Raw genomic sequence first — 16,472 nt, forward strand, 5'->3', positions numbered from 1 at the left:
AAGAGGCCGCATTAATGACACAAATCCCGGAACTGTCATCAAGCGCGACTAGGCTCAGCAGGTCCATACCGCCGAGCCCCCACCATGTCCAAAGGCTTGTCCCTGGTTTTTATGCTCCTGCTCAGCCTCACGGCCCATGCCGAATACTGGCCTGCCGAGCAATGGTCAACCGGTCCGACAGTCAGCGGGCCGGCGCTTCAAGCGCTGGAGACTTACGCCTTCCCACCCCGTGATGAGGCCACCCGAAAAGGCATCCGCACCGACGCCTTGCTGGTGATCCGCGACGGTCAACTGATCTACGAACGCTACGCCGGTCCGACCATCGCCGACACCCCGCATCTGACCTGGTCCATCAGTAAAAGCCTGATGGCCACGGTCCTTGGCGTCGCCTATGGCGAAGGTCTGTTCAAGCTCCAGGACCCGGCGCTGAAGTTTTATCCACCGCTGGAAAAACACCCGACGATGACCATGGCCGACCTGCTGCACTGGGCCTCGGGCCTGGACTGGCAGGAAGACTATGAATACGCGCCGTTGAAATCCTCGGTGGTCGCGATGCTCTACACCCGTGGTCACCCGGACATGGCCGCGTTCACCGCCGATCACGGTGAATACGCCAAACCCGGTCAGGCATTCCGTTACTCCAGTGGCGACAGCAATCTATTGTCCGCCGCGCTGAAAACCATTGTCGGCCCGACCCGCTATCCGGACTATCCATGGACTGCTCTGTTCGAGCCTTTGGGGATTCGCCACGCCGTCTGGGAAACCGACGCCACGGGGGCATTCGTCGCTTCATCCTATGCCTACCTCACCGCCAGGGATCTGGCTCGAGTCGGGCTGTTGATGGCCCGCGACGGTCGTTGGGGCGAGCGCCAGTTGCTGCCCAAGGACTGGGTTTCTTTCAACCGCGAACCGTTCGCCCGCTATCAAGCCCATCAGGACGACGCCGTACCCGGCGGCCATTGGTGGCTCAATCGAGCAGCGGATGGCGCGGCAAAACCATGGCCCGATGCACCCGCCGACACCTTCGCCGCGCTGGGTCATTGGGGTCAGGCGATGTACGTGATTCCCAGCGAAAACCTGGTGATCGTGCGCTACGGCGATGACCGCGACGGCAGCTACCGGCACAACGATTTGCTCAAACTCGCGCTCAACGCATTTGCCGCGAAGGTGCAGCCATGAAGCGTCGCAGCTTTGTTCGTCGCCGACCGTTCAGCACGCTGTTGTTGATCCTGCTGATCGTCATGCTCGGCTGGATCTGGCAGGAGCGCGTGGCGCTGTGGGCGTTCCCGGACATCATCAGCGCCTACACCGCCAAGGAATATTGTTCGTGCCGTTACGTGATGAACAACCCGGCCGAGTACTGCCACGGCTATGTGAAGCAGTGGCTGCCGCCCCGTGGCTTTACCGATGACGCCGCCAGCAAGCGCGTCACCGTCAGCGGTATGGGCCGCAACAACAGCGCCGTGTGGGTCGGAGAACGCCAAGGCTGCCGCCTGTCACCCTGAAACCCTCCTCAGGTTCCACGTGGTGGAACCACATTCGATTGTCCTCGCGCCGAACTCGCGGTTATCTGGCGGTGAGCGCGACCTGCCTTGATGTGTCGCGAAATCACTGCGAACAAAAAGAACGGGAATACACCCGGCCCGAGGACAATCGTCATGACCCGACATCAGCATATTCTTGCCTGGCTCAACGACGTGGCCAGCGACCTGCACGCCACGCGCCAGGATATCCACGCCCACCCTGAACTCGGCTTCGAGGAAAACCGCACCTCGGCGCTGGTGGCCAAATCCCTTGAAGATTGGGGTTATGAAGTTCACACCGGGATCGGCAAGACCGGTGTGGTTGGCGTTCTGCGCAATGGCAGCAGTTCACGCACACTGGGGCTGCGTGCGGACATGGACGCCTTGCCGATCCTCGAGAATACCGGCGCGGCTTACAGCAGTCGGCATCAGGGCTGCATGCACGCCTGCGGTCATGACGGCCACACCACCATGCTGTTGGGCGCGGCACGTTACCTGGCGGCGACCCGTCAGTTCGACGGCACCCTGACCCTGATTTTCCAGCCCGCCGAAGAAGGTCAGGGCGGCGCCGAAGCGATGCTTGCCGATGGCCTGCTGGAACGGTTTCCCTGCGACGCGCTGTTCGGCATGCACAACATGCCGGGCTTGCCGGCGGGGCATCTGGGCTTCCGTGAAGGGCCGATGATGGCGTCCCAGGATTTGCTCACGGTGGTCATCGAAGGCGTGGGCGGACACGGCTCAATGCCGCATCTGGCGGTGGACCCGCTGGTGGCGGCGGCCAGCTTGGTCATGGCCCTGCAAACCGTGGTTGCGCGCAACATCGACGCGCAGCAGGCCGCCGTGGTGACCGTCGGTGCGTTGCAGGCCGGGGAGGCCGCCAACGTGATTCCGCAACAAGCGATTCTGCGTCTGAGCCTGCGTGCATTGAACGCCGAAGTTCGCGAGAAAACCCTCGACCGCGTGCGCGCGATCATCGAATCCCAGGCCCGCAGCTTCGGTTGCAGTTCGAAAATCGAACATCGCCCGGCTTACCCGGTGCTGGTCAACCACGCCGCTGAAACCGAGTTCGCCCGGCAAGTCGGTGTCGAGTTGCTCGGTGCCGACGCGGTGGATGGCAACACACCCAAACTGATGGGCAGCGAAGACTTTGCCTGGATGCTGCAACGCTGCCCCGGCGCCTATCTGTTCATCGGCAATGGCGTTTCGCGGCCGATGGTCCACAACCCCGCTTACGACTTCAACGACGACATCCTGTTGACCGGCGCGGCGTATTGGGGCGCGCTGACCGAGCGCTGGCTAAAGCCCGCCTGACGATCTCACTTTCTACTGCCGCTGGATCGGGCGCGCATTGTCGCGTCCGTTATCGCCCAACAGGTTTCTGGAGAGTTCCCCATGCAGACTTCGAGCACAGGCGTTTCGCGCACCCGGCAGGTGGTCGCCGCCGTTATCGGCAACGCGCTGGAATGGTATGACTTCATCGTTTACGGCTTTCTCGCGAGCATCATCGCCCGGCAATTCTTCCCGTCCGAGGACGAATACGCGTCACTGCTGATGGCGCTGGCGACCTTTGGCGTCGGGTTTTTCATGCGCCCGGTGGGTGGCATCCTGTTGGGCATGTATTCCGACCGCAAAGGGCGCAAGGCCGCGATGCAGATGATCATCCGTCTGATGACGGTGTCCATCGCGCTGATCGCTTTCGCGCCCAATTACGCCGCCATCGGCATGGGCGCGCCGTTGTTGATTGTGGTCGCACGGATGCTCCAGGGCTTCGCCACGGGCGGCGAATACGCCAGCGCTACGGCGTTTCTGGTGGAAAGTGCCCCCGCGCACAAAAAGGGTTTGTACGGTTCCTGGCAATTGGTCGGGCAATGTCTGGCGGTATTTTCCGGGGCGGGGATGGTGGCGTTGTTCACTCATCTGCTTTCCCCCGAGGCGCTGGATAGCTGGGGCTGGCGGATTCCGTTCATGATCGGTTTGTTGATCGGCCCGGTCGGGCTGTGGATTCGCAAGCACATGGAGGAACCGGAAGAATTTCTGGAGGCGCGTAAACAGGCCAAAGGCGCGAGCCCGAGCTTGCTGCAAGTGATCCGCGAACATCGGCGCAGCATTCTGGTGTCGATGGGCCTGGCGTGCGGCGCGACGGTATCGTTTTATGTGGTGCTGGTGAACATGCCGACCTTCGCCCATAAAAACCTCGGCCTGCCGCTGGATCAGGTACTGCTGGTGCAGATGCTCGCCGTCGCGGTGATGACCGTGATCATTCCGCTGTCCGGCGCGCTGTCGGACCGGCTCGGGCGCCGCCCGGTTTTGATGGCGTTCACGTTGGCGTTTTTCGTGATGGTGTATCCGCTGTACGTGTGGGTCGCGGCGGCGCCATCGGTGGAGCGTTTGCTGGTGATGCAACTGTTGCTGTGCAGCGCCATCGGCGGGTTCTTCGGCCCGGCCCCGACCGCGCTGGCCGAACAGTTTCCGATCGAAGTGCGCTCCACCGGGGTATCGGTGGCCTACAACGTTGCGGTCATGGTCTTCGGCGGTTTCGCGCCGTTGATTGTCACCTGGCTTAGCAAAGCGCTGGCGACACCCGTGGCGCCGGCCTTCTATGTCCTGTTCGCTTGCGTGCTGACGCTGATGGGCACTTACTGCATGCACGAAGCGCCACGCGCTAAAAAATCCGAAGCACTTAATCTTGAGGTGAAGCCTTGAGCATCAATCCGATTGTTGAAATGGACGCCGATGCGTTGTCCCGGGCGATTCACGCTCGCCGGGTTTCCTGCCGTGAAGTGATGCAGGCGTATCTGGCGCAGATCGAACGCTTCAATCCGCAGGTCAACGCGCTGGTCTCACTGCGCCCGGCCGATGAGTTGCTGGCGGAGGCCGACGCCTGCGACCGGCAACTGGATCTGGGCCAGTCCCGCGGCTGGATGCACGGCATGCCGCAAGCCATCAAGGATCTGGCGGCGACTGCCGGATTGCGCACGACCATGGGCTCGCCGCTGTTCGCCGAGCAGATCCCGCAACACGATGCGATCAGCGTGGCGCGTGTTCGCGACTGTGGGGCGATCATCATCGGCAAGTCCAATGTCCCGGAATTCGGCCTCGGCTCGCAGACTTACAACAGCGTGTTCGGCACCACCACCAACGCCTACGACCCGGCGTTGATCGCCGGTGGCAGCAGCGGCGGGGCGGCGGTGGCGCTGGCGTTGCGCATGCTGCCGGTGGCCGACGGCAGCGACATGATGGGTTCGCTGCGCAACCCGGCGGCGTTCAACAACGTGTTCGGCTTCCGACCGTCACAGGGCCGCGTGCCCCACGGCCCGGCGCCGGACGTGTTCGTCCAGCAACTGGCCACCGAAGGGCCGATGGGCCGCAGCGTGACGGATGTTGCCCGCCTGCTCGCCACCCAGGCCGGTTACGACCCGCGCGTGCCCTTGTCGCTGACGCAGAATCCGGAAATCTTCCACGACACGCTGGTGCGGGATTTCAGTGAGGTGCGGCTCGGCTGGCTGGGGGACTACAACGGCTACCTGCCGATGGACGACGGCGTGTTGAGCCTGTGCGAATCGGCACTCGAGGATTTCGAGGCGCTGGGTTGCCGGGTCCAGGCCTGCCAGCCGGACTTTTCCATGGAACGCCTGTGGCAAACCTGGCTGGTGCACCGACACTGGCTGGTGCAGGGCAGCCTCGGCGCGCTGTATGCCGACCCGCAAAAACGCGACCTGCTCAAACCCGAGGCACAATGGGAAATCGAGGGTGGTCTGCGCCTGACGGCGGCGGATGTTTACCAGGCGTCGGTCAGTCGCAGCGATTGGTACCGAGCCTTGAGCGAGTTGTTCGAACGTTACGATTTTCTGCTGCTGCCCACCGCGCAAGTGTTCCCTTTTGATGCACAAACCCCGTGGCCGCGCGTCGTCGGCGGGCAGAGCATGGACACCTATCACCGCTGGATGGAAGTGGTGATCGGGCCGACCCTGGCCGGCTTGCCGAGCATGAGTGTGCCGGTGGGATTCAACCCGGCCGGTTTGCCGATGGGCCTGCAAATCATCGGCCCGGCCCAGGCCGATCGGGCGGTGCTGCAACTGGCGTATGCCCATGAGCAACTGACGCAATGGGTCAAGCGCCGGCCGCCGGGTTGTCTGCAAGACGCCTGAGTTCACCGAGCGGGCCCGCATCTTGCTGCATAAAGCGATCATCCATCCGGGCTATTCCATCAGGGCTTAGGGAGATCGAAACCATGGACAGCAAGGCAGAAACCGGCAGCGTGCGTTCCGTTGAACGGGCGCTGGCCATCGTCGAACTGCTGGGCGAGCATCAGGCGTTGGGTCTGGAGGAGTTGCACTACCTGACGACCCTGCCCAAGGCCACGGTGTCGCGGATGTTGCTGACCTTGCAGGAGCAAGGCTGGATCTACCGTGGCTTGAGCGACCGGCGTTATCGGCTGTGTGCCAAGCGCCTGTTCGGCGACAGTCAGCAGCGTTTCAAACGGCGACTGGTGGAAAGCGCCGCGCCGCTGTTGCTGGAGTTGAGCGAACGCACCGGGCTGGTGGCGGACTTGTCGAGCTTCGACGGCGAGCGGGTGGAAGTCATGGAAAGCGCAATCCCCACGGTGCTGCGCAAGCGCTATCCGAACAACTGCCAGATCGTCGGTCAGCACGCCAGCTTGTTTCATTCGGCCATGGGCCGGGCATGCCTGGGCGAACTGGACACCCAGGAAGTGGAACGACTGGCCGGTCGTGAACGGCTGACCGATGAGAGCCTCTTCAGCGCCAGCGAACAGGCGTTGCATCAGGGTTTCGGCCAGCGCACCGAAGGTTACTGGGAATACCCGGTGCGCCTGCCGTTTCTGATTCGGGCGGTAGCCTTGCCGCTCCATGCCGACGGCCGACTGGTCGGCAGCATGGCACTGCACTGGCCGATGGATCAGGCACCGGTGGAGCGGGTGTTGAGCCTGCACCTGAACAGTTTGGCCTCGACCATCGGCGATGTGCAGCACGCGTTGGCCTGACATGCACACACCCTGTAGCAGCTGCCGAAGGCTGCGTTCGGCTGCGAAGCAGTCGCCAATCCAGCCACCTCGGTCTTCCTGAAAAACCGTGGTGCCTGATTTCACGACTGCTTCGCAGCCGAACGCAGGCTTCGCCAGCTGCTACACAAGTTTGCAATTGGCTCACGGGCGGTTAAGGTTCGTGCAGGTTTATCTGCCCCACGAGTCTCTATGTTCAACCGCTTCCTCTGCCAAACCCTCGCCTTCCTGCTACTGGCCGGAGCCGCCCTGTCGGCTCACGCCGATTGGTATCTGGATGGCGAGTCCTCGCGGCTGTCGTTCATCAGCACCAAAAACACCAACATGTCCGAAGTGCAGCGCTTTCTGGTGCTGCACGGCAAGGTCGATCCCAAAGGCCTGGCCGAGGTGGAAGTCGAGATGGACTCGGTCAACAGTGGCATCCCGCTGCGCGATGAACGCATGCGCAAGGACCTGTTTGAAATCCAGACTTTCCCCGAAACACTGATCACCGCGCAGATTGACCTACGCCCGATCAACGATCTGGCGCCCGGCGCGCAACTTGAATTGCGCCTGCCGCTGACCGTCAACCTCCATGGCAAACAACACGAATACACCGCCGAACTGCTGGCAACCCGTCTCGATGACCGACGCTTCCAGGTGGTGACCCTCGAACCGCTGATCATCAATGCCGCGGATTTCGACCTGGCCCCCGGCCTGGAAAGTTTGCGCAAGATCGCCGGTTTGTCGGCTATCAGTCTGTCGGTGCCGGTGGGTGCGGTACTGATTTTCACGGCGCGCTGACATGGCCGGCGCGATTTTCCCCTGGCGTGAAGGCAACCGTTTTGAACTGTTGATCGACGGTCCGCAGTTTTTTCCACGCATGTTGGTCGCGATTGCCCGCGCCGAAGAGCAGGTCGAGCTGGAGTTGTACCTGGTGGAGGCGGGCGCCTGTGCCGAAGCGATGGTTCAGGCGTTGGTCCAGGCTGCCGAACGTGGTGTACGCGTGCGCTGCCTGTTCGATGATTACGGCAGCCTCGCGTTCACCCTGACCTTGCGCCAGCGATTGATGGCGGCGGGGGTGGAGCTGCGCTTCTACAATCGCCTGAGCTGGCGGCGCTGGGTCGGCAACTTCTACCGCGATCACCGCAAGCTGTTGCTGGTCGACCAGAGTATGGCCGTGGTGGGCGGCACCGGGGTGACTGATGAATTCTGGACGCCGGGTGAAGACACCAGCGAATGGCACGAAGTGATGGTGGAAATCACCGGCCCCTTGGTCATCGACTGGCAGTTGCTGTTCGACCGCCAATGGATCGCCAACCGCCATCGGCGCGCCTGGAAACCCGCTTCGCATTTCGGCTTGCCGCGTCTGCCACGCGTGCCGCCCGTGGGCGAGGGCATGGGCCGGGTCGCTTATGCCGACGCCCGCCAGCACCGGGACATCCTGCAATCGTTGACTCGCGCGTTGAACAGCGGCCAGCGGCGGATCTGGCTGGCGACGCCGTATTTCCTGCCAACGTGGAAAGTCCGCCGCTCACTGCGCCGGGCCGCGGGGCGGGGTGTCGATGTGCGTCTGCTGCTGACCGGGCCACGCACCGATCACCCGTCGGTGCGCTACGCCGGGCATCGCTACTACCCGCGATTGCTCAAGGCCGGGGTGACGATCTTCGAATACCAGCCGTGTTTCCTGCACTTGAAAATGGTCCTGATCGACGACTGGGTGAGCATCGGCTCGTGCAATTTCGATCACTGGAATTTGCGCTTCAACCTGGAAGCCAACCTTGAGGCGCTGGACCCAGGGCTGACGCGGGCGGTGGCGGCGAGTTTCGAGAGGGACTTTGCGCAGAGCCAGGAAGTCAGCCTGGAGGCATGGCAACGCCGGCCGCTGTGGCGGCGGGTGAAGCAAAGGATTTGGGGATGGGTGGATCGGCTGGTGGTGAATCTGCTGGATCGACGGGGGTAGTCGTCACACCAAAAATCACTGTGGGAGCGAGCCTGCTCGCGAAGACGGAATAACATTCAACGAAGATGCTGAATGTCAGACCGCTTTCGCGAGCAGGCTCGCTCCCACATTTTTTTATTGCGGTGTGTCAGGGATTACAGCAGTTCAAAGCTCTGCTGCGTCACGTCCTGGGAATCCAGGCCGATCTCCACGTTGAACTTTCCCGGTTCTGCCGCGTACTTGAGCTGGGTGTTGAAGAACTTCAGGTCGTCCTCGGTGATGGTGAAGTGCACGACTTTCTGTTCGCCGGCCTTGAGCGTGATTTTCTGGAAATTCTTCAGTTCCTTGATCGGACGGATCATCGAGCCCGTCACGTCCTGGATGTACAACTGCACCACGGTTTCGCCGTCACGCTTGCCGGTATTCTTCACCATGACGCTGGCGTCGAGTTTGCCGGTTTTGTTCAGCGTGGTCGACGACAGTGCCATGTCGCTCAGGCTGAAATCGGTATAGCTCAGGCCGAAACCGAACGGGAACAGGGGCCCGGTGGTGTCATCGAAATACTGGGAGGTGTAGTTGCCCGGTTTGCCCGGCGTGAACGGTCGGCCAATGCTCAGGTGGTTGTAGTAGGTCGGAATCTGGCCTACCGAACGCGGGAAGGTGATCGGCAATTTACCCGACGGGTTGTAGTCGCCAAACAGCACGTCGGCGATGGCGTTGCCGCCTTCGGTGCCGGTGAACCAGGTTTCCAGAATCGCGTCGGCCTGTTCCTTCTCTTCGAGAATCGTCAGCGGACGGCCGTTCATCAACACCAGCACCAGCGGTTTGCCGGTGGCCTTCAGGGCCTTGATCAAATCGCGCTGGTTGGCCGGGATGTTCAGGTCGGTGCGGCTCGACGATTCGTGGGACATGCCACGGGATTCGCCCACCGCGGCCACCACCACATCGGCATCCTTGGCGGCTTTCACGGCTTCGTCGATCAGCACTTGGGCCGAACGCGGATCGTCCACCACTTCCGGTGCGTCGAAGTTGAGGAAGTTCAGGTAATCCAGCACCTTCTTGTCGCTGGTGATGTTGGCGCCGCGAGCGTAGATCAGCGTCGATTGCGCGCCCAGTGCAGTGGTCATGCCGTCGAACAGGGTCACCGATTGCGCGGGTTTCCCCGCGGCGGCCCAGCTGCCCATCATGTCGATCGGTGCCTTGGCCAGCGGGCCGACCAGGGCGATTTTTGCAGTTTTCTTCAGCGGCAGGGTTTCGCCCTGGTTCTTCAGCAACACCATGCTGCGGCGCGCGACGTCACGGGCCTCGGTACGGTGCAGGCGGCTTTCGGCGTAAGTGTCGGCCGGATCATCCTCAGCCTTGCCGATGCGCAGGTACGGGTCCTTGAACAGGCCCATGTCGTACTTGGCGGCGAGCACTTCACGCACGGCGTTGTCGATGTCGCTTTGCTGGATCTCACCCGCCTTCAACAGCCCCGGCAGCTCTTTACCGTAGAGGGTGTCGTTCATGCTCATGTCGATGCCGGCCTTGATCGCCAGCTTCGCGGCTTCGCGACCGTCACGGGCGACGCCGTGTTTGATCAGCTCGAAAATCGCCCCGTGGTCGCTGACGGCCAGGCCTTTGAAGCCCCATTGCTTGCGCAACAGGTCGTTCATCAGCCAGGTGTTGGCGGTGGCCGGTACGCCGTTGATCGAGTTCAGCGCGACCATCACCCCGCCAGCACCGGCGTCGATAGCCGCACGGTACGGTGGCAGGTAGTCCTGGAACATCTTGACCGGGCTCATGTCGACGACGTTGTAGTCGCGACCGCCCTCGACCGCGCCGTACAGGGCAAAGTGCTTAACGCTGGCCATGATGCTGTCGGCCGCGTTCGCGCCCGTGCCCTGGAAGGCTTTGACCATGACGCCGGCAATGCGCGACACCAGGTAAGTGTCTTCGCCGAAGCCTTCGGAAGTCCGGCCCCAGCGCGGGTCGCGGGAGATGTCGACCATCGGCGCGAAGGTGATGTCGAGGCTGTCCGCCGCGGCTTCCTTGGCGGCGATGCGCCCGGACAGGCCGATGGCGTCCATGTCCCAGCTTGAGGCCAGGGCTATCGGGATCGGGAAAATGGTGCGGTGACCGTGGATCACGTCATAGGCGAAGAACATCGGGATCTTCAACCGGCTGCGCATGGCCGCGTCCTGCATCGGACGGTTTTCCGGGCGGGTGATCGAGTTGAACGTGCCACCGATGTTGCCGGCGGCGATTTCCTTGCGGATCAGCTCCCGTGGCATTTCCGGGCCGATGCTGATCAGGCGCAACTGGCCGATCTTTTCATCGAGGGTCATTTGCTTCATCAGGTTGCTGATGAACGCGTCCTTGTTTTCCAGAGGTGCGGGCGTCGTGGCGGCCAGTACGTTATGACTGGCCAGGCTGACGAACAGGCCCAGCAAATACAGCTTCTTCATGAATAGTTTTCTCAAAAGCCTAAACGGCAGTGAATACGCGCCGGTCAGCCAAAATTTAGGGAGCGACTATTGTTGTTCAGGTAAATGCAGGCACACTTGCGCAGTGTTTTAGCGCAGGGGCATCTTTTAGCCCATTGGCGCGATGCAATCCAGTGGTCGCGGCAGATTTTGCCCCAAGAGCCGGGTTCAAAGTTCGAAGGTTGTTTTTCAACGGAACGTGCAAGGGAGCATCAACCAGATGAATGTACGACACCACTATCGGTCGAGCCTGCAGGTTGCAGTCTTGATGTTGCTGACCACACTGCTGGCCGGCTGCGGTATCAACACGATCCCGACCCTCGACGAACAGGCCAAGGCCGCCTGGGGCCAGGTGCAGAACCAGTACCAGCGCCGCGCCGACCTGATTCCCAACCTGGTGGAAACCGTCAAGGGCTACGCCAAGCACGAAGAAGAAACCCTGACCGCCGTGGTTGAAGCCCGGGCCAAGGCCACGTCGATCCAGGTCGATGCCAAGACTCTGGATAACCCGGAAAAACTCAAACAGTTCCAGCAGGCCCAGGATCAGCTGACCGGTGCCTTGAGCCGTCTGATGGTGGTGTCCGAGCGTTACCCGGACCTCAAGGCCAACCAGAACTTCCTGGCGCTGCAATCGCAACTTGAAGGCACCGAGAACCGCATTGCCGTGGCGCGTCGGGACTTCATCCTCGCCGTGCAGAAATACAACACGGAACTGCGTACCTTCCCCGGTCGCCTGTGGCACTCCGTGATGTACAGCGATTTGCCGATCCGCGAAACCTTCGAGGCCACCAGCCCCGATGCGGAAAAAGCGCCAGAAGTGAAATTCAAGTAAGTACCGGGATGGGTTTGAAGCGTCACCACGGATGAGGTTGCCCATGCGCGTGTTGAAAGTTGGCCTGATGCTGTTGCTCTGGGTGTTTGCCCTGACAGCCCAGGCTGCGTTGAAATTTCCGGAACTGACCGGGCGGGTGGTCGATAACGCCCAGATGATCGAGCCTGCGGTGCGTGAGCAGCTGACGCAACAGCTTCAGGCCCATGAAAAAGCCACCGGCGAGCAGTTGGTGGTGGTCACGTTGCCGGATTTGCAGGGCACCGACATTGCGGACTTCGGTTATCAACTGGGGCGCTACTGGGGCATCGGCCAGAAGGACAAGAACACTGGCGCACTGCTGATCGTTGCGCGTGATGATCGCAAGCTGCGGATTGAAGTCGGTTATGGCCTGGAAGACCGGCTGACCGATGCGCAAAGCTCGGTGATCATCAATCAGGTGATCACCCCGGCGTTCAAGACCGGCAATTTCAGCAAGGGCATCAGCGACGGGGTCGCGGCGATGCTCGTGGTATTGGGCGGCAATCCGCTGGATGAACCGTCCACGGTGTATGACTCCGGCGGCAATCAGGAAAGCGACTTCGTCTCACGGCATCCGGGGATCTTCGTGTTTCTGGTGATGCTGTTCATCCTGACGATGTTTGTGTGCCAGATGCTCGGGATCCTGCCCAGCGGCGGCGGTGGCCGAGGCGGTTCGAGCGGCGGGTTCGGCGGTGGAGGTTTTGGCGGCGGTGGAGGCGGGGGCTTCAGCGGCGGCGGGGGCAGTTTCGGGGGCGGCGGTTCCTCGGGCAGCTGGTGATCACACAACAATAGCGAGTGGGCATTCTTAGACATGGCATTACTGACCGAACACGAACAACGCAAAGTTGCCGAGGCGATTGCCCGGGTCGAGCGCGACACCGACGCCGAACTGGTGACCGTGCTCGCGGCCCGCGCCGACGACTACGCGTACATTCCGTTGCTCTGGGCCAGCCTGCTGGCGCTGGTGGTGCCGGGTATCGTGCATTACCTCACGGGCTGGCTGACCCTGCACAGTTTGCTGCTGGTGCAATGGATCAGTTTCATCGTGCTGTGCCTGGTGTTCCGGATTCCGAAAGTCACCACGCACCTGATTCCGCGCTCGGTGCGTCATTGGCGCGCCTCGAACCTGGCGCGCCGACAGTTTCTGGAGCAAAACCTGCACCACACGGTGGGCAGCACCGGCATGTTGATCTTTGTCTGCGAAGCTGAGCGTTATGTGGAAATTCTGGTCGATGAGGGGATTTCGAAACGGCTGGACAACAAGAACTGGGATGGAATTGTTGCGGCGTTTACCCTGCAGGTGAAGCAGGGGCAGACGTTGCAGGGGTTTGTCACCTGCGTCGAGGCGTGTGGCGAGTTGCTCAAGGTGCATGTGCCGGTGACGCATGTGAGGAATGAGTTGCCGAATCGGTTGGTGGTGTTGGGTTAAAAGCCCCCCTCACCCTAACCCTCCCGAAACGTCGGACCGCCCCGAGGGGCGAGGGGACTGACCGATGTGTTCTCTAGATATTTTGCGACCGGGGAAATCGAGTCGAACTCAGGTCCTGAAAAGCTTGAAGATCGGCTCCTTTCCCCCTCTCCCCATTGGGGAGAGGGCTGGGGTGAGGGGTGCTTTTCAAACCGTTCGGTAAATAACTGCGTGTCCCCAACCCCCATCCCCCTAAAATACCCGCCTTTCCCCGATCCGCACCGCCCGAGGCCGTTTTTCCCATGTCTGTCACCGCCACTCCCGCCAGCCTCGCGCCGGATCATCACGCCCAATTCATCGACCTGCTGCAAACCAGCCTTGACCAGAATGCCTTCATCAAACTGGTGCTGGCCAAGTACGTCGGCACTGAAGCGGACTTGCAGCGGCTGATCATCAAGCAGCTGACAGTCAAGGATCAGCCCTGCCTGTCCTTTGTCTACCGCTACAAGACGCGTGACATCACCAAGAATTTGCCGATTGCCGAGGGTGTAGCGACCATCGCCGCGCTCTTGCCGGCATCGTTCAAAAATGCGCATTTGCTGTCGCTGACGGATGAAGCTCAGCTGGAATACAGCAAAAAGGGCAAGTCTTCGCTGTTCAAGAGCAAACCTCAGCAATTGCGTGAAGTGCCGTCCGCTGAGCATAACCGCGAGAAGAACCGCTTTCTCGACCTGAACCGGCCGTTCCTCGCTGACCTCGGCGTGACCAACAAGCAACACGAGCTGATCCCGGCGATGTCGCGCAAGTGGAAGCAGATCAACAAGTTCATCGAAGTCTTCAGCCATGCGCTGACCACCTCACCACTGGCGCTGGACAAGCCGGTTCAGGTGGCGGATTTCGGCTCGGGCAAGGGTTACCTGACGTTCGCGATCCATGACTATCTGCGCAATACCTTGAAGGCCGAAGGCGTGGTGACCGGCGTCGAGTTGCGCGAAGAGATGGTGGATTTGTGCAATGCCGCGGCCGCAAAGCTCGAGCATCCAGGGCTAGTGTTCAAGTGCGGTGACGTACGCAGCGTCGCGCCGAGCGAGCTGGACGTGATGATCGCGCTGCATGCCTGCGACATCGCCACCGACTATGCGATTCACACCGGCATTCGTTCCGGCGCCTCGATCATCATGTGCTCGCCGTGCTGCCACAAGCAGATCCGCCTGCAAATCCAGAGCCCGGCGCTGCTCAAGCCGATGCTGCAATACGGTCTGCATTTGGGCCAGCAGGCGGAAATGGTCACCGACAGTTTGCGTGCGTTGTTCCTGGAAGCCTGCGGTTACGAGACCAAGGTGTTCGAGTTCATTTCACTGGACCACACCAACAAGAACAAGATGATCCTGGCGGTCAAACGTGCCGAGCCGGTTGATCCGGCCCAGCTGTTGGTGAAGATTCAGGAATTGAAGGATTTCTACCACATCCGCGAACATTGCCTCGAGACCCTGCTGCGGGCTGACGGTTATTTAGCCTGAATTCCCGGTGGTAACGTGCCCGGTTGCGCCGGGCGCACGCTGGTCTTGCGTCCGAGCATCACCGTCACGATCACCCCGGCGGCAAACAGCCAGGTGATCGGCTCGATGTGTTCGCCGAAGAACAGCGCCGAAAAAGCGATGGTGAAGAAGATCTGTAACAGCTGGATCTGACTCACCCGGGCAATCCCCCCCATCGCCAGCCCGGCGTACCAGGCAAAGAAACCGATGAACTGCGAGAACAGCGAGACGTAACCGAAGGCCCACCAGGTCTTGGCCGAAATCTCGCCCTGATGTTGCAGTGCCAGGTACACCACCGGCCCGATCAGCAGCGGCGTCGACAGCACCAACGCCCAGCAGATCACCTGCCAGCCGCCCATCTCCTTGGCCAACCGGCCGCCCTCGGCGTACCCCAAACCGCCCACGGCAATCGCCCCGAGCATCAGCAAATCACCGGCCTGAATGCTGCCGGCCCCGCTGATCAGCGCATAACCCAGCACCAGCGCACTGCCCAGCGCGGCGCAGGCCCAAAAGGCTTTCGACGGTCGTTCGTGGGACAACCACGCGGCGTACAGCGCTACGCACAACGGCTGTAAGCCGTTGACCAGTGCACCGTGAGACGCCGGCAAGGTTTGCATGGCCCAGGCCGACAACACCGGGAAGCCGAGGATCACCCCGGCAATCACCAGGGTCAGGCCTTTGACCTGCTTCCAGGTCGGCCACTTCTCCCGGCGCCACAGCAACAGCAACGCCGCCGGAACCGCCGCGAACAGTGCACGGCCCAGGCCGTTGAGCAGCGGATGGAGTTCCTGCACGACGATCCGTGTGAAGGGCAGGGTGAGGCTGAAGATCACAACGCCGAGCAGGCCGAGGGCCATGCCGGTGTTTTCGCGCGAGGACATGATGGCACCAGAATCTAGGGTGGCGGGAAGACCTTCATCTAGCCATAAACCGCGGGGATCGCGCTGTTACAGCTAGGTGCAGAGTTATCCGTACAGTTTGAGGACGCCTTCGCGAGCAGGCTCGCTCCCACATGGGAACGCATTCCAATGTGGGAGCGAGCCTGCTCGCGAAGAACGATAACGCCGTAGTAGCTGGTTATTACCCGACCTGCTGGATAAGGACTACCTTGAATACTCCTGCAGGCCCACGTATTTCCCAGAGGAGTCCTCCCCATGGCGGCTAAAAAAATTCTGATGCTGGTCGGCGATTACGTCGAAGACTACGAAGTGATGGTGCCGTTTCAGGCGCTGCTGATGGTCGGCCACACGGTGCACGCCGTTTGCCCGGACAAAACCGCCGGTCAGACCGTGCGCACGGCGATCCATGACTTCGAAGGCGACCAGACCTACAGCGAAAAACCCGGTCACCTGTTTGCCCTGAACTTCGACTTCGCCAAGGTCAAGTCCGAGGACTACGACGCCCTCCTGGTACCAGGCGGTCGTGCGCCGGAGTACCTGCGCCTGAACGAGAAAGTCCTGGAACTGGTGCGAGCGTTCGATAAGGCCGGCAAACCGATCGCCGCCGTGTGTCACGGCGCACAATTGCTGGCGGCAGCGGGGATTCTCGAAGGTCGCGAGTGCAGCGCCTACCCGGCCTGCGCCCCGGAAGTGCGCCTGGCGGGCGGTACGTTCATCGATATCCCGGTGACGGAAGGTCACGTTCAGGGCAATCTGGCCACTGCGCCAGCCTGGCCGGCGCACCCGAGCTGGCTCGCCGGTTTCCTCGGGTTGCTGGGCACCAAAATCACGCTGTAACGAGGGACCTT

Annotated in this window: 15 protein-coding genes; 13 read left to right on the plus strand and 2 right to left on the minus strand. The window is 61.5% G+C overall.

The window, feature by feature from the left end; all coding sequences use genetic code 11:
• Nucleotides 1–84: 84 nt before the first annotated feature.
• The 8 genes from JFU47_RS24000 (at nt 85) to JFU47_RS24035 (ending at nt 8,485) form a co-directional block, all read left to right on the plus strand.
• Nucleotides 85–1,179 carry a serine hydrolase domain-containing protein gene (locus tag JFU47_RS24000; RefSeq protein ID WP_201186075.1) on the plus strand — a complete coding sequence of 365 codons (1,095 nt, stop codon included), beginning with the start codon at nt 85–87 and terminating at the stop codon, nt 1,177–1,179.
• Entirely contained in the window at nt 1,176–1,505 is a 330-nt protein-coding gene (locus JFU47_RS24005; RefSeq protein WP_201186077.1) for an amidase, read from the plus strand. Before JFU47_RS24000 ends, JFU47_RS24005 begins: the two co-directional genes overlap by 4 nt.
• A gap of 153 nt (nt 1,506–1,658) precedes the next feature.
• Nucleotides 1,659–2,834 (plus strand): M20 aminoacylase family protein, encoded by a 1,176-nt coding sequence (locus JFU47_RS24010; RefSeq protein ID WP_201186079.1) that lies wholly within the window; start codon nt 1,659–1,661, stop codon nt 2,832–2,834.
• A gap of 81 nt (nt 2,835–2,915) precedes the next feature.
• Entirely contained in the window at nt 2,916–4,226 is a 1,311-nt protein-coding gene (locus JFU47_RS24015; protein WP_056739368.1) for a citrate-proton symporter, read from the plus strand.
• Nucleotides 4,223–5,671: an amidase gene (locus JFU47_RS24020; protein ID WP_274610002.1), complete on the plus strand. Its 1,449-nt coding sequence runs from the start codon at nt 4,223–4,225 to the stop codon at nt 5,669–5,671. The genes JFU47_RS24015 and JFU47_RS24020 overlap by 4 nt, the downstream gene beginning before the upstream one ends.
• A gap of 83 nt (nt 5,672–5,754) precedes the next feature.
• Complete coding sequence (locus JFU47_RS24025) at nt 5,755–6,525, plus strand: IclR family transcriptional regulator (protein WP_140892406.1); 771 nt, start codon at nt 5,755–5,757, stop codon at nt 6,523–6,525.
• 210 nt (nt 6,526–6,735) lie between these two features.
• Entirely contained in the window at nt 6,736–7,326 is a 591-nt protein-coding gene (locus JFU47_RS24030) for a YceI family protein (protein WP_201186081.1), read from the plus strand.
• A 1-nt stretch (nt 7,327) separates the two neighbouring features.
• Nucleotides 7,328–8,485 carry a phospholipase D-like domain-containing protein gene (locus JFU47_RS24035; RefSeq protein WP_201186082.1) on the plus strand — a complete coding sequence of 386 codons (1,158 nt, stop codon included), beginning with the start codon at nt 7,328–7,330 and terminating at the stop codon, nt 8,483–8,485.
• Nucleotides 8,486–8,619: 134 nt separating this feature from the next.
• Here JFU47_RS24035 and bglX read toward each other — a convergent pair whose 3' ends face one another.
• Nucleotides 8,620–10,911, minus strand: coding sequence for a beta-glucosidase BglX (bglX, locus tag JFU47_RS24040; RefSeq protein WP_201186084.1), 2,292 nt, complete (start codon nt 10,909–10,911; stop codon nt 8,620–8,622).
• A gap of 238 nt (nt 10,912–11,149) precedes the next feature.
• Here bglX and JFU47_RS24045 point away from each other — a divergent pair, with 238 nt between their 5' ends.
• From JFU47_RS24045 to JFU47_RS24060, 4 genes are all read left to right on the plus strand, one after another.
• The gene (locus JFU47_RS24045; protein WP_201186086.1) at nt 11,150–11,761 is read left to right on the plus strand and encodes a LemA family protein; all 612 of its coding nucleotides are present in this window, start codon (nt 11,150–11,152) and stop codon (nt 11,759–11,761) included.
• Nucleotides 11,762–11,804: 43 nt separating this feature from the next.
• The gene (locus JFU47_RS24050) at nt 11,805–12,557 is read left to right on the plus strand and encodes a TPM domain-containing protein (RefSeq protein ID WP_201186094.1); all 753 of its coding nucleotides are present in this window, start codon (nt 11,805–11,807) and stop codon (nt 12,555–12,557) included.
• Between the two features lie 33 nt (nt 12,558–12,590).
• Nucleotides 12,591–13,208, plus strand: a complete 618-nt coding sequence (locus tag JFU47_RS24055) for a TPM domain-containing protein (RefSeq protein WP_123366842.1) — start codon at nt 12,591–12,593, stop codon at nt 13,206–13,208.
• Nucleotides 13,209–13,489: 281 nt separating this feature from the next.
• Complete coding sequence (locus JFU47_RS24060) at nt 13,490–14,707, plus strand: class I SAM-dependent methyltransferase (protein ID WP_201186097.1); 1,218 nt, start codon at nt 13,490–13,492, stop codon at nt 14,705–14,707.
• Here the strand turns inward: JFU47_RS24060 and JFU47_RS24065 are convergent.
• Nucleotides 14,695–15,606, minus strand: a complete 912-nt coding sequence (locus JFU47_RS24065) for a DMT family transporter (RefSeq protein WP_201186099.1) — start codon at nt 15,604–15,606, stop codon at nt 14,695–14,697. The two genes, JFU47_RS24060 and JFU47_RS24065, sit on opposite strands and share 13 nt — an antisense overlap.
• A gap of 273 nt (nt 15,607–15,879) precedes the next feature.
• Between JFU47_RS24065 and JFU47_RS24070 the strand changes: the two genes are divergently transcribed.
• On the plus strand, nt 15,880–16,461 hold the full coding sequence (locus JFU47_RS24070) for a DJ-1/PfpI family protein (protein ID WP_008152949.1): 582 nt from the start codon (nt 15,880–15,882) through the stop codon (nt 16,459–16,461).
• Nucleotides 16,462–16,472: the final 11 nt, after the last annotated feature.

It is taken from the genome of Pseudomonas sp. TH39(2020), assembly GCF_016650715.1.
GTDB lineage: Bacteria > Pseudomonadota > Gammaproteobacteria > Pseudomonadales > Pseudomonadaceae > Aquipseudomonas > Aquipseudomonas mandelii_C.

Coding starts and splice junctions, on each gene's coding strand:
- JFU47_RS24000 (WP_201186075.1), top strand. CDS start 85: ATGTCCAAAGGCTTGTCCCTGGTTTTTATGCTCCTGCTCAGCCTCACG.
- JFU47_RS24005 (WP_201186077.1), top strand. CDS start 1,176: ATGAAGCGTCGCAGCTTTGTTCGTCGCCGACCGTTCAGCACGCTGTTG.
- JFU47_RS24010 (WP_201186079.1), top strand. CDS start 1,659: ATGACCCGACATCAGCATATTCTTGCCTGGCTCAACGACGTGGCCAGC.
- JFU47_RS24015 (WP_056739368.1), top strand. CDS start 2,916: ATGCAGACTTCGAGCACAGGCGTTTCGCGCACCCGGCAGGTGGTCGCC.
- JFU47_RS24025 (WP_140892406.1), top strand. CDS start 5,755: ATGGACAGCAAGGCAGAAACCGGCAGCGTGCGTTCCGTTGAACGGGCG.
- JFU47_RS24030 (WP_201186081.1), top strand. CDS start 6,736: ATGTTCAACCGCTTCCTCTGCCAAACCCTCGCCTTCCTGCTACTGGCC.
- JFU47_RS24035 (WP_201186082.1), top strand. CDS start 7,328: ATGGCCGGCGCGATTTTCCCCTGGCGTGAAGGCAACCGTTTTGAACTG.
- bglX (WP_201186084.1), bottom strand. CDS start 10,911: ATGAAGAAGCTGTATTTGCTGGGCCTGTTCGTCAGCCTGGCCAGTCAT.
- JFU47_RS24045 (WP_201186086.1), top strand. CDS start 11,150: ATGAATGTACGACACCACTATCGGTCGAGCCTGCAGGTTGCAGTCTTG.
- JFU47_RS24050 (WP_201186094.1), top strand. CDS start 11,805: ATGCGCGTGTTGAAAGTTGGCCTGATGCTGTTGCTCTGGGTGTTTGCC.
- JFU47_RS24055 (WP_123366842.1), top strand. CDS start 12,591: ATGGCATTACTGACCGAACACGAACAACGCAAAGTTGCCGAGGCGATT.
- JFU47_RS24060 (WP_201186097.1), top strand. CDS start 13,490: ATGTCTGTCACCGCCACTCCCGCCAGCCTCGCGCCGGATCATCACGCC.
- JFU47_RS24065 (WP_201186099.1), bottom strand. CDS start 15,606: ATGTCCTCGCGCGAAAACACCGGCATGGCCCTCGGCCTGCTCGGCGTT.
- JFU47_RS24070 (WP_008152949.1), top strand. CDS start 15,880: ATGGCGGCTAAAAAAATTCTGATGCTGGTCGGCGATTACGTCGAAGAC.